Raw genomic sequence first — 12,939 nt, forward strand, 5'->3', positions numbered from 1 at the left:
ATTACTGGAACTATTCTTTGTTAAATACGTCTTTGTTGTTGCTTATCTATGAAGAAAAGAGTAGCCATGTAAGTAGCTACTCTTTGATATTAAAGATATATTTTTTGATTTAATTTTAATTGGACTTCTTGTTGGTTTATTTCTAAATTCGTCACTTTTTTCACTTTTAAATAATAAACGATATAACAACCAATGAAGAATGCTCCACCACAGTAGAGTGCTAAACGTTGAGCTGGATCAAAAGCCAAGCTTGCCATAACAATACAGTTCGCTAATAAACCTAAAATAGGGATCACTGGATACAGTGGCGCTTTGAATTTTAAATCCTCTACTTTTCCTCCTTGGCGTATATAGGAGCGTCTAAATGCAATTTGAGATGCTGTAATCGCAATCCAACCAATTTGTGCACCTAAGCCTGCTAGAGATAATAACCACACAAAGACTGTATTAGCAGCAAATACACTTGACAGTAAAGACAGACCTGCTACAGCGAGTGTGATTAGTAATGCATTCATTGGGATACCTCTTTTATTAACTTTCCCTAAAACGGGACTTGCCATCTTTTCGACAGATAGTGAGAACAGCATACGTGTTGCAGCATAAAGACCCGAGTTTGCGACAGATAATAAGGCTGTTAGGATAACAAAATTCATAATATCTGCTGCATATGGAATACCAATGCTATCTAATACGACTACAAATGGACTTTCCACCACCCCTGCTTTATCCATTGGTATCATTGCCGCAAGTACAAATACGGATAACACAAAGAAGAACAGCGTACGCCAAACAGTTTGCTTAATAGATTTAGGGATAGTCTTTTCAGGATTTTCACTCTCCCCAGCAGCAATACCAATCAATTCTGTACCCTGGAATGAAAAATTCACGGTAATCATTGTAATAAGCAGTGCTGTTACACCATTAGGAAACAATCCACCCTCATAAAAATGAGTAAGGAAAGGGGCATTTGTTCCATCTTTCATATCGATTAGCCCAAACATAGCTGCTCCACCAACCGCAAGGAACATAATAATTGCCAATATCTTAATGCTGGAGAAGACAAATTCTGCTTCACCAAATGCTTTTGCTGATAAACCATTCAATACAAAGAGTAGTGCTGCAAATATTAGGCACCACATCCATACTGGTGAATCAGGAAACCATCTTTGCATTAGTTGTCCAGCCCCTAAAAACTCAAGAGCAACAGTTACTGCCCAACCTAGCCAGTATAGCCATCCAACGGCAAAACCAGTAGCAGGACCGATAAATTTCGTTGTGTACGTTTGGAATGAACCTGATACCGGCATAGCAACAGACAATTCACCCAAACATAGCATTGTTAAATACATAACTGCTCCGCCTACTAAGTAAGCTAGGATGGCACCAGTTGGCCCAGCTTGGTTAATCGTGTAGCCTGATCCAAGAAAGAAACCAGTTCCAATACATCCGCCAAGTGAAATCATAAATAAGTGTCTTGCTTTCATACTTCTTTTTAATTCATATTGTTCTGCTGCCATAAAAAACTCCTTACATTCATTATCTGTGTAAGCACTTTCTTTTTTTCGTACAAAACAGATAACAATCTAAAATTTGAATGTTAATAGATAAACTGTTTTATATATTTTATGAACTGTCAATTTTCTGACAAAATAAAGGCTATTGAATAGCTAAATTGTATTGTAAACTTACTATAGGGAGAGCTATTTTCTTATAGTTGGTTGTCGCGACCTAATTTTTTAAGAAAAGTTCTTCCTTCTGGGATACAAAATGACTTCTATTCATGGCTTAAAGTAATGTATCGCCAAATAGTGAGCTGATTAAAGCTACCGCAGCAATAGCCGTTTTATTGTATTGATCTAATACAGGGTTTGTCTCAACAAATTCTGCTGAAGTAATAATATTTGCTTCTGACAGCATTTCCATAGCTAAATGACTTTCACGATAGCTAATACCACCTGCTACTGGCGTGCCTACACCTGGTGCATCATTTGGATCCAGTCCATCTAAATCTAATGATAGGTGAACACCGTCTGTGCGCTCCTTTAAATAGTCAATCGTTTCTGACATTACTTTCGTCATTCCTAAACGATCAATTTCATGCATCGTGTATACTTTAATACCAATTTCCTTAATAAGCTTTTTTTCTCCAGGATCTAAATCTCGAGCACCAATGATAACAACGTTTTCAGGCTTTACCTTTGGAGCATAGCCTCCGATATTTGTAAGTGCTGGATGTCCAAGGCCCAAGCTTACAGCTAAAGACATGCCATGGATATTTCCTGAAGGAGATGTTTCACCAGTATTTAAATCGCCATGGGCATCATACCAAATGACACCTAGATTCTCATAATGCTTGGAAACTCCTGCTAATGTTCCAATAGCAATACTATGGTCTCCACCTAAAACTAAAGGAAAACGGTTTAAAGAAATTTCATGGTCTACTTTTTGGCCTAGCTTCTCGTTACTTTCTGTGACAGTTTTTAAATTTTTTAAGTTTGTCTTTCCTTCTGCGTCTTTATCTTCGTGTACGAAGTCAATAGTTAAATCCCCTTCGTCGTAAATCGAATAACCAAGTCTCTCAAGTCGTTCAGTTACCCCCGCATATCTGATAGCACTTGGTCCCATGTCTACGCCTCTTCTTGTTTGACCTAAATCCATGGGCACCCCAATAATTGTCACTTCTTTATTCATGATGTTTTCTCCTCTCCAATAATTACTTTCACAGTATAAAGAAATTGCAACATTGACTCAACTCGACATTATTTTAAATTTTTATACAGTTTAAATTATTAAAAACATAGATTTATTCTTGTATAAACGATTGCATAAACGCTATTTCAATGCATAACAAAACATTTTTTTCCTTTTTAGTGCGTATTTTTGTAAAAAATTACTAAACAAAATATTAAAACTGTTCTTTTTTTATAGTTTTTTCCGAAAATTTTGACGGTAATTTTATCTATAAATGCAATATGTTAATAAATATTTTCCAAAATCATTCAATTATTCTTCTTTTTTACGGCAAAAAAAAGCCTTACTACAATAGTAATAAGGCTTTTCAATTGCCTATTTTAATAATCGCACAATACTATTCAAACAGGTTTCTTTATAAAATTTATGTTGTTCTTCTAAATCGCAGGTTAACCACTGAATTAATGAACCATCAATCATTGCCCTCATCATTTTTGCATAGGTTAAGGAATCAATGTCTGAACTAAAGACACCTTCTCTTTTTCCTAATTCAATAATTTCTTGTCCAATTCCCCAGCAATTCTCATAAAATTTTAAGTTAATTCTTTTGTACTCTTCATTGCTATTTGCCTGAGCTAAAAAGTCTAAATAAACCCTGTAAAATTTTTTATTTTCTATAGGGGATACAAATACAGCATTTAAGTAGGCATGAAGCTTGTCTATAGCTGTTTGATGCTTGCCTATTTCTTGGATTTCATAGCTGTAGATTTTGTTCGTAGTGGATTCAAGTAATTCTAATAAAATGTTTTGTTTGCTTGTAAAGTAGTAGTGAACTACCCCTTTTGAGACACTGGCATGATTGGCTATGTCTTGTAGTGTAACCTTATCATAACCTAATTGTGAAACAGCGTTAAAGGCTGCTTTCATAATCTGTTTTTTACGTTCTTCCTCTTTCTTTTTCATAGGAGCCTCCGATGACTTGATAGAAGTTATTATACATGAAGAGTAGCAACAATCCAATTTTATGTTGACCGGTCAGAATAATTTTGATACTGTTTAATGGAATAAAATTGTAGGGGGACGTTTACGATGACGGCAGAAAATTTTAGTGCGTTAGTAGTCAATAAAGATGATGCATTTACAGTGAAAGTGAACAAGTTAACTTTAGAAGATCTACCAAAGGGTGAGGTATTAATTAAAGTTAGTTATTCAGGTATTAATTATAAAGATAGTCTTGCCTCTATTCCTGATGGTAAAATCGTTACGTCTTATCCTTTTGTTCCTGGCATTGATTTAGCTGGGACTGTTGTTTCTTCTGAGGATTCTCGCTTTAAAATTGGTGACGAGGTCATTGCGACTAGCTATGAAATAGGTGTTTCCCATTTTGGTGGCTTTAGTGAATATGCCCGCATCCCAGCGCAATGGATTGTACCGCTTCCAAAAGGACTTTCCCTTAAAGAGGCTATGGTAATTGGTACTGCAGGATTTACAGCTGCATTATCTGTTCAAAAGTTAGAGGAAAATGGTATTCATCCTGAAAAGGGGAAAATTCTTGTGACAGGGGCTACAGGAGGTGTAGGTAGCTTTGCTGTATCTATTCTTTCAACACTGGGTTATCAAGTTGAAGCGAGCACAGGAAAAGAATCTGAACATGAATATTTACAATCACTCGGGGCTACTACAATAGTAAATCGTGAAGAGGTTTATGATGGAAAAATTAAAGCATTAGGCAAACAAAAATGGGCTGCTGCTGTTGATTCTGTTGGTGGAGAGCCACTTGCCTCATTATTAAGCCAAATTCAATATGGTGGGGCTGTTGCATGTAGTGGTTTAACGGCAGGTACACAGCTTCCTACAAGTGTATTTCCCTTCATTTTAAGAGGCGTGAGTTTACTTGGAATTGATTCTGTTTATTGCCCAATGGACATTCGATTGAACATTTGGCATCGACTAGCGACTGATTTCAAACCAGCAAACCTTAATGATTTTATTCAGCAAGAGGTAACACTACAACAACTTCCTGATGTTTTACCTATTTTACTGAAGGGTCAAGCAAGAGGTAGAATCCTTGTTGCATTATAAGGAGTTTAATTAAGCTTCCTTCTTTATTCTATTTCCCAGAAAATAATTCTAGATGGCAAATAACAACATACAGCTACTACGCAAAGCGAGCGTGGTAGCTTTTTTTATTGTTGACATCTCCCTGACATAAAAGCGCTTTATAGTAGCTCATGAACAACCCACTTGTTTCCTTTAGACAAATTTAGGCAACAAAGCTTGTCTAAATTTGTACTAACAAGCATACCAATAGAGTATGTAGGCAGTATTCCGGGAATTCAATACTATAATTAATACTTTGGAGATGATCGTATGAAGCGAGCACATATTAATGAATTAGCTATTACACGGGCTTTAGCCATTCTAGCTGTTCTTCTTATTCATTCTACTAGTACACCTGTAACGGCTTTATCTAGTGACTCAAAATTATATCCATTTTATGTATTTTTCAATATCTCCCCTAAATTCGCTGTCCCTGCTTTTATTTTTTTAAGTGGCTTTGTATTATTTTACAATTATATACAAAAGGATTTAACAAAGGAGCTTATCATTCATTTTTATAAAAAAAGAGTGACCCAAATACTCATTCCTTATCTCTTTTTTTCTATTTTTTTTTATGCAGCAATGCAATTTTATGTGACACATGATTTAGTAGACACATGGCGTTCTCTATTTAGTATCGAATTTCTAGAAAAACTTTTATTAGGCAAAGCGTATACGCATCTATACTATATTTTTATTATTGTTCAATTCTATCTTATGTTCCCATTATTCCTATATATTTTAAAGAAAAAACCAGCACTATCTCCTTATTTAATTTGGATTGGGTTCGTTCTTCAATGGGTCTTTATTCTATTAAACGCTGAGTTATGGCAGTATCCCTATAGAGGGAGTATCGCTTTTTCCTATCTCTTTTATTTCTTAGCAGGGGCATTTTTAGGAATTTATTTTGAAAAATACAAAGGATGGCTTCAACTAAAAAAAGAAAATTTTCCTATCAAGATACTTTTTGTGTGGTGTATTTGGCTAATTTCTACTATATATAATGTTTATTTATATTACTTTGTTTATACATCACAAACCTATATAGTGAACAGCACAATATTTGAGCTAGTTTTTCAGCTACAATCTTTAACAGCCTGTATTGTCTTATTACAGCTTTCTTTCTGGATCTATGATAAATGGAACCATGCTTTTGTAAATGGCTTAATCAATCTAGGAACAGTATCATTTGGCGTCTATCTATTGCATCCATTTTTCCTTTTCCTTTATAGACAATTAAGTACTGGTGGTAATAGTATTCTGTATCATCTTTGGAGCATTGGGGGCTTTATCTTTGCACTCTTCGTTCCATGGATGGTCGTGCTATTGATGGGCAGATTCTTTAAGTACCATTGGATTGCCTTTGGTCCTATCCCGAGTAAATTCCCTTACAAATAGCCGTTCATTATGCACAGCCAGTCGTCGATTTGTTGCCGTCAACTGGCTGTGTATATTTAGTTGAGAACCTGTTATTTTGTGCTTACCGTTACTGAAATACTAATGTTTCTTCTGAGGTGCATTATTAAATAAGAAGAAACTAATTAAAAAGGCCCTGTGGAAATCTACCAAGGGGTTTCATAGTGTTAAAAAACAATCAATAAAATTTTTGTAAAAAGTGAAAATGAATTTCCGTTGCAGGCTACTTACTTTCCTGTGGGCGAGCGCCGAATTGCTTCCTCCGATACCACTCCGTTTAGCGTTTTGCCTGTCTTGCTATCCCACGGGAGTCAAGTAGCCCTCCCCTCCCCCACAAAAGTGTTACCTTATTAGCAAAGGTTTGCAAATAAAGTGAAGGTTTTATGAAGAGGTGTTATCACGCATCATTTATCCTACATTGAAAATAAAAACCTATCCTTTTTCTAATCATGCAAATCATGGGCTATTTTGATCACTACTGCTAGTATGAAAAATAAGGAAAAAACACTTTTGCAGAATGGTTGATTGGAGTGGAGCCAGCGTCACTCCTAGGGGATTTAGCGTCTCAGAGGAGACCCTGGAGCGAACACAGCGGCTCATCGGACGCCCCCTGGAAAGGACCGCTGGCGGAACGGAAATCAACCTCTCGCAGGTCTTTCTTTCCTATTAGCATGATCTTATTTAAACACTAAAAAAGCCCTGTGGAAATCTCCACAGGGCTTTTCAATGAACGATTTAATTATTTTGCAATAGAACCGTCTTTTACTTTGTTGTTATTAGCATCAACTAGGTTTGTTGATTTGAATTCAACTACAATGCTGTCAGTTAATGCATAGTCAGCTTTAGTTGTCGCAGTAAGTTTACCACCAGCTACTGTAATAGAAGCAAGTTCTACAGTTGATCCTGCAATTTTAACAGTAACACCTGTTGGAGCAGCTTGATCAGCAATATTTTCAGAGAAATCTACTGTAAATGTTTTGCTATCTACTGCAGTTACTTTAGTAGCAACAGGAACAATATTTTCTTTAAGTGCTACTTGAGTTGTCACTTTTCCACCTTTAAGCGTGTTACCTTTTGTATCTACTACATTGCTAGCTTCAAGTACATAATTACCATTAGCTGTGATAGAACCTTCTGGTAAAGTGAATCTTACTTTCTTAGTACCATCTACAAACTGAAGTTGCGTACCTGCAGGAAGTTCTTTTCCTCCAAGTGTGTAGTTAGCAGCATTTGTAGCTGTTGCAGTCACATCTTTAGCATACTCAACTGTGAATACGTTATTATCAGTTACAACAACTGGAGTAGCGCCGAATACTAATGAATCTGTTGGTGTTTCAGGTGTAGCTTCAAATACGCCTGTTGTTACATTGAAAGTAACAGTATCAGCAGTTACATTGCCAGCTAAATCTGTTACTGCTTTAGCAGATAACTCGAAAGTGTATGTTGAATTGCTATCTAGATCAATGTCAACTTTTACAGTGTTTTTCTCTGCACCCTCGATTTTACCGTTACCATCTACATCGAAACCTGCATCTGCTTTTACTACTGTTTCTTTTCCAGTAGTGTAAGCAATACCATTTTGTGTTTTAACAGTTAATTTTCCTTCTACTTTTACTGGCTCACTAAAAGTAAGGTATAATGCATCAACGTCTGTAGTAGCATTTACATCATCAGCTACTAACATTTTAGTAGCAGTAGAAACAAGTGTAGCAGGTGTTAAATCTTTTGAAAGAATAGCATTGAACTCAAATGCATCACCTGCATTACCAGCTAAATCTTTTTGTCCTTCTACTTTAATGTTTGTATTAATGAATGTAGCTGTACCTAAAGCAGATTTAGCATCAATAGTGAATACAGTTTTATCCTCTGTATCTTTAATATCAGCATCTGTTAAATAGAATACAGTTGATCCTACTGTTACTTTTGCATATTCTTTAGTCTCTGCATCTGCATTAAGATTTTGTTTCATTAATTCTTCAGAGAAATCAAACGTAATTTCTGTACCATTCACTGCTGTAGAAACAGTTGGTTTTGAATTATCAACGTCTGCTTTCAAAACTGTGAAGTTAACTGCGATAGGATTTGCGATATTATTAGCGAAGTCAGTTGCACCAACAATGTCTACTTTGTAAGATTGTTCTGCTGTTAATCCAGTAATTGTTAATTTCTTACCAGATAAAGTATAGCGATCTTTTGATAGTTCTGTACCATTTAAGCTGATTGTTCCTTCACTTTGTACAGGCTCGTCGAAAGTGATAACAGCTGTAGTACCTTTAGCTTCTACAGAATTAACGCTTACAGGAGTCGTATCTGCAAATGTGATTAATTTGTTGAACTCTTCAGTTAGAACTTTAGCATCTGCTTTTGTTTTAATTGGTTTTACAGTTACTTTACCATTTGTTAATTTTACTTCTTTATCAGTTGTTAACGTAACTGTCATACCGTCTTCAGATACTACTGCGTTAGTGATTGCTACACCTTCAACAGCATATTTTGTTGTGATTGCTGCATCTTTTGCATCAACAGCTGTGTTGAATTTCACTTCAAGTTCTTTTGCATTAAGCCCTTTTACAGCTTCTACAGCTGGTGTTACTTCTTGAACTGCATCAATCGTACGTTTTACCATTGTAGCGAATTCTTCGCGGCTAATTTTATCTTGTGGTGCTAATAAAGAGCCTTTACCATTGATTACACCATTTTCTACAGCTGTTTCTAAGTAAGATACAGCCCATTTAGAAGCTTTAGAAGCATCTGCAAATTGGCTAAGATCTGCTTTACCTGTTAATTGGTAGCCCTGAACGATGACTTTAGCAGCTTGTTCTCTTGTTAATTGAGCTTTAGGCTCAAATTTACCATTGCCCATACCATCAAATAATTCTGGTGAAGTTGCAAGTACAGCATTATAGAACCAATCATTTTCACTAACATCAGAAAAATCTTCAGTACCAGTAGCTTTTAAATCTAATGCTTTTGATAAAATTTCAGCCGCTTCTGCACGAGTAAGTGTACCAGCTGGGTTGAAGTTTCCTTTTTCATCGCCTTGGATGTAGCCTTTATCAGTTAAAAATTGAACAGCTTCTTTTGCCCAAGATGAAATGCTAGCTGCATCTTGAAATTCCGCAGCTGATGCTACTGGTACGATTGCTGATGCTACAAGTGCTGCTGTAGCTGTAGTTGCGAAAAATTTACGACCTTTGTTTTGTTTTGTCATAGTATATTCCTCCAGAATTTTAATAAATTATATTATTCTGTGAGAACAATATTATCGCGCTATTTAATTATAAAATTATAAAAATATGTATAAATCGTTCCCACAAATAATAATTCAACCAATTATATGTAAAGCAATCTTCTAAATTTTTCATGATTAAATATCCCAATCAAACTGTAATTTGCTTTACAAGACAATAATATAACTTCATTACCAATAAATAAACGCTAAAAATAAGGTAATTTTAATACTGCATTGGTTATATAGGGAATCTTTTCATAAAAAATTTCTATAATTTAGAAATACTATAACCTTTAACGGCAAAAGTAGCTGTTTCAATTAAATTTACAAATAATTCCTTTTTTAATCTAATCCGATTTCATTATTTTTTCGATATAATGATATACAGAATCATAAATTTTTATCCTCCTGAAATTACATCTACGATTCTATTATCCATTTATGCCTCGTTAGAAATATTCAATTGAGTATCTGAATGCTTTGATTGCAAATTCTTCATTTACCACATTATCCTATCTTCCATAAAGAAATAGATTGCCTTAGCTGAATCTAATAATAAAAAGAAACGGATTGGGGAAATACTTATTTCCCCATCCGTTTTATAATTTTGATCATAAAAGCACAACAAGCAGTACTTACTTTGAAAGATCAAGACTTAATGAGATCTACTAACAACAGACCAAACCTGTTCAAACAAATGTAGATGGTCCCCCTGATTCCACCGTTCAGCAAAATAAGGATTATGGAAGTAAGTAAAAGCTACAATAACTGCCATCCCCTTATTTTCCCAACCACTAATTTCTTCAACTTTTTTAGCAAGATGCTGGAGATGATCTTTAATTAAATCTTTATTTGTTTCTATATAATTTGTATACAACAGAAACATTTTTTGATGATTTTGATACAGATTTCTTTTTGTGACGTGAAGAAGCCATAGCCAATCATGTAAAGCGATTTCCGCATCAACGCCTTTTTTAGGACTCCATTCAAACAAATCTTTAGAAGTATTATCCAACCACTTAAGGGCAAGCTTTTGGAGCAAATCGTCCTTATTCTTATAGTGTTTATAAAGCGCAGCATGTGTTACGCCTAGCATCTTTGCAATATCTGATAATGTTGTTTTATTTATACCTTTGCTTAAAATAATTGCTTCAGCCGTAGAAAAAATCTTCTCTTCTGAAAGAATAGCCATTAAATATACTCCTTTCGCTTCTCATAGTTACATTTTGTTGACAATGTAACTATAACATGTGTAATATACAATAACAAAGTTACAAAATCGAAAAATTGTAACTTTTAATAACGGGTTGTGGAGGATGAATTTTATGGTGAAAGAAATGTATGAACGTGTTGCTTTGGTATTAGGCGGATCTGGAGGGATAGGACGTACTGTTGTAGCAAAATTAGTAGAGGAAGGTTATGCAGTTGGCGTTCACTTTTCTTCAAGTGAATCAAAGGCTAACGAATTAGTTGAAGAAATATTAGCTGATAAAGGACATGCTATAAGTGTGGGAGGTGATGTAGCAAATGAAATAGAAATGAATATGGCTTTTGACCAAGTAGAAACCGCTTTTGGTGGTATAGATGTCGTGATAAATACAGCAGGAATCATGTTACTTAGTCCAATTGCAGATTTGAATTTAAATGATTTAGATAAAATGCATCGCACAAACATCAGAGGTACATTTGTTATCTCACAATTAGCTGCACAACGAGTAAGGAGAGGTGGCTCCATAATTAATTTCTCTACCTCTGTCAATCGTAGCCAATTTCCAAACTATGGTGCTTATGTAGCAAGTAAAGCAGCTGTTGAATCTATTTCAATGATTCTAGCTCGTGAATTAAGAGGAAAAGATATAACTGTTAATGCAATAGCTCCTGGACCAACGGCAACACCTTTGTTCTTCAATGGAAAAGATGAAAAACAGATTCATAATTTAGCAAATGCTGTACCATTAGAAAGACTAGGAGAACCTAGGGATATTTCAGAAGTTGTTTCTTTTTTAGCAGGACCAGCACGTTGGGTAAATGGACAAGTAATCTTCGTAAATGGTGGTTTAGCTTAATAACGAACTGTTCCCAAGGTAAATACCCCTTTAGATTAATCTAAAGGGGTAAGATAAAAAATCATCTATCTCTTTTTGTTATTCTGGTAATGCCTACATGACCTTAGGCTCCACAAGCATAATATGGCATTCCTTTTCAGCAAAGGGCATGTGTTCCGCTCCTCCAGGAACAATAAACATCTCACCTTTGGATATTTTCACCTGACCATCCCGAAAAGCAATAAACATCTCCCCTTCGAGCACAATAAATACCTTATCAGCCCCTTGATGTTCATGCCATATAAAATCCCCAGCAATCTTCACCACTTTGAATTGAAAATCGTGTATTTCACCAATAATTTTCGGTGACCAAAGCTCCTTTAATTCGGATAATTTCTCATTTATATTGATAACTTGATCTTGCATATTCATCTCTCCTTATTTACTTTTGGAAAAGGTTTTTCCTATTATTCGTCCTTTTGTAAGGCTTCTGTTATATTTTGCAAAGCGTACTCGATAGCTAATGGACCTCCTGTAATAGCGGAAGTATCCATTAAATGAATATTACCTTTTTTTACGGCATTCATATTATTCCAGACATTGCTTTGATTTAACTCACTCATTAATGCTTCCTTTTTTGTAATATCACCGATAAGGAAAATATGGTCTGCTTGAATAGTTGAGATGCCTTCAAATGCAGCGAATTGATTATTATTCCCCTTAAATGTATGATCTGGTGTTAGACCCAAACCCTTTTCTTTATCGAAAGCAAGTGTATAAACAGGGTTATCTTCACCAAGAACATTAAACGTTTTTCCGTCCCAAGACAAAATAAGCGCTACAGACTCTCCTTGAATTGACTTTAATGCTTCACGTCCTATTGAGATATCTTTCATCATTTTATCAATTACTTTTTCCGCCTCATCGTCTTTTCCGATAATCTCGGCTACTGTACGAAGTCCATATTGCCAGTCTTCGTAGATGTCCTGTGATTGCAACGTAATGACTGGGGCGATTTTTTCTAGGGATTCATACAATTTTTCATGATGTTCTGTTGCTAAAATATAATCAGGACCAATCGATAGCGTTTTTTCAATACTAGGGGACAATTTATCGCCTAATTCCTCTGTTGAATCTAGCTTACCGTTTAAATAAGACAAAGTGGATAAATATTCTTTATCAGTAGAAGCTGTAGGTGGCTCACCTAATGCAACTAAAATTTCAGGGTAAAAATACCATAATGAAACAATTTTTTCTGGTTCTTTCTCGATGACAAATTCCTTACCTAGGGCGTCTTTAATGGTTCTAGGCCACGCAGTTTCTTCTACATTAGCTGCTGATGAAGATATGTCTTTTGTAGTTAACCCCTTACTTTCAGCAGGTGATTTATGACAACCTCCCAATATACCTGCTAGTAGTAGCATTAAAAATAGCAGTCCTTTAATCTTTTGCATT

The 12,939-nt window shown here is 35.3% G+C and carries 10 protein-coding genes; 3 read left to right on the forward strand and 7 right to left on the reverse strand.

Annotated elements, in window-relative coordinates; translation table 11 throughout:
• Positions 1 to 89: 89 nt before the first annotated feature.
• The 3 genes from C7B89_RS08230 to C7B89_RS08240 form a co-directional block, all read right to left on the reverse strand.
• The gene (locus C7B89_RS08230; protein WP_004232450.1) at positions 90 to 1,517 is read right to left on the reverse strand and encodes an amino acid permease; all 1,428 of its coding nucleotides are present in this window, start codon (positions 1,515 to 1,517) and stop codon (positions 90 to 92) included.
• Between the two features lie 268 nt (positions 1,518 to 1,785).
• Positions 1,786 to 2,691: an arginase gene (gene rocF / locus C7B89_RS08235; protein WP_048389666.1), complete on the reverse strand. Its 906-nt coding sequence runs from the start codon at positions 2,689 to 2,691 to the stop codon at positions 1,786 to 1,788.
• 375 nt (positions 2,692 to 3,066) lie between these two features.
• Positions 3,067 to 3,654, reverse strand: a complete 588-nt coding sequence (locus C7B89_RS08240; RefSeq protein ID WP_054550665.1) for a TetR/AcrR family transcriptional regulator — start codon at positions 3,652 to 3,654, stop codon at positions 3,067 to 3,069.
• Positions 3,655 to 3,780: 126 nt separating this feature from the next.
• Between C7B89_RS08240 and C7B89_RS08245 the strand changes: the two genes are divergently transcribed.
• Entirely contained in the window at positions 3,781 to 4,773 is a 993-nt protein-coding gene (locus tag C7B89_RS08245; protein WP_054550664.1) for an NADPH:quinone oxidoreductase family protein, read from the forward strand.
• A 288-nt stretch (positions 4,774 to 5,061) separates the two neighbouring features.
• Entirely contained in the window at positions 5,062 to 6,189 is a 1,128-nt protein-coding gene (locus tag C7B89_RS08250; protein WP_115673471.1) for an acyltransferase, read from the forward strand.
• A 757-nt stretch (positions 6,190 to 6,946) separates the two neighbouring features.
• Here C7B89_RS08250 and C7B89_RS08255 read toward each other — a convergent pair.
• On the reverse strand, positions 6,947 to 9,418 hold the full coding sequence (locus C7B89_RS08255; RefSeq protein ID WP_115673472.1) for an S-layer homology domain-containing protein: 2,472 nt from the start codon (positions 9,416 to 9,418) through the stop codon (positions 6,947 to 6,949).
• Between the two features lie 676 nt (positions 9,419 to 10,094).
• Positions 10,095 to 10,631, reverse strand: a complete 537-nt coding sequence (locus C7B89_RS08260; protein ID WP_048391146.1) for a TetR/AcrR family transcriptional regulator — start codon at positions 10,629 to 10,631, stop codon at positions 10,095 to 10,097.
• 133 nt (positions 10,632 to 10,764) lie between these two features.
• Between C7B89_RS08260 and C7B89_RS08265 the strand changes: the two genes are divergently transcribed.
• Positions 10,765 to 11,505 (forward strand): SDR family oxidoreductase, encoded by a 741-nt coding sequence (locus C7B89_RS08265; protein ID WP_244205593.1) that lies wholly within the window; start codon positions 10,765 to 10,767, stop codon positions 11,503 to 11,505.
• Positions 11,506 to 11,598: 93 nt separating this feature from the next.
• Here the strand turns inward: C7B89_RS08265 and C7B89_RS08270 are convergent, their stop codons facing one another.
• Together C7B89_RS08270 and C7B89_RS08275 are read right to left on the reverse strand one after the other, a co-directional pair.
• Positions 11,599 to 11,910, reverse strand: coding sequence for a cupin domain-containing protein (locus C7B89_RS08270; protein WP_048391149.1), 312 nt, complete (start codon positions 11,908 to 11,910; stop codon positions 11,599 to 11,601).
• A 41-nt stretch (positions 11,911 to 11,951) separates the two neighbouring features.
• A complete protein-coding gene (locus C7B89_RS08275; protein ID WP_115673473.1) occupies positions 11,952 to 12,938 on the reverse strand; it encodes an ABC transporter substrate-binding protein in 987 nt (328 codons plus the stop codon).
• Position 12,939 lies beyond the last annotated feature (1 nt).

The organism is Lysinibacillus capsici (genome assembly GCF_003367505.1).
Classification (GTDB): domain Bacteria; phylum Bacillota; class Bacilli; order Bacillales_A; family Planococcaceae; genus Lysinibacillus; species Lysinibacillus capsici.

Coding starts and splice junctions, on each gene's coding strand:
- C7B89_RS08230 (WP_004232450.1), bottom strand. CDS start 1,517: ATGGCAGCAGAACAATATGAATTAAAAAGAAGTATGAAAGCAAGACAC.
- rocF (WP_048389666.1), bottom strand. CDS start 2,691: ATGAATAAAGAAGTGACAATTATTGGGGTGCCCATGGATTTAGGTCAA.
- C7B89_RS08240 (WP_054550665.1), bottom strand. CDS start 3,654: ATGAAAAAGAAAGAGGAAGAACGTAAAAAACAGATTATGAAAGCAGCC.
- C7B89_RS08245 (WP_054550664.1), top strand. CDS start 3,781: ATGACGGCAGAAAATTTTAGTGCGTTAGTAGTCAATAAAGATGATGCA.
- C7B89_RS08250 (WP_115673471.1), top strand. CDS start 5,062: ATGAAGCGAGCACATATTAATGAATTAGCTATTACACGGGCTTTAGCC.
- C7B89_RS08255 (WP_115673472.1), bottom strand. CDS start 9,418: ATGACAAAACAAAACAAAGGTCGTAAATTTTTCGCAACTACAGCTACA.
- C7B89_RS08260 (WP_048391146.1), bottom strand. CDS start 10,631: ATGGCTATTCTTTCAGAAGAGAAGATTTTTTCTACGGCTGAAGCAATT.
- C7B89_RS08265 (WP_244205593.1), top strand. CDS start 10,765: ATGGTGAAAGAAATGTATGAACGTGTTGCTTTGGTATTAGGCGGATCT.
- C7B89_RS08270 (WP_048391149.1), bottom strand. CDS start 11,910: ATGCAAGATCAAGTTATCAATATAAATGAGAAATTATCCGAATTAAAG.
- C7B89_RS08275 (WP_115673473.1), bottom strand. CDS start 12,938: ATGCAAAAGATTAAAGGACTGCTATTTTTAATGCTACTACTAGCAGGT.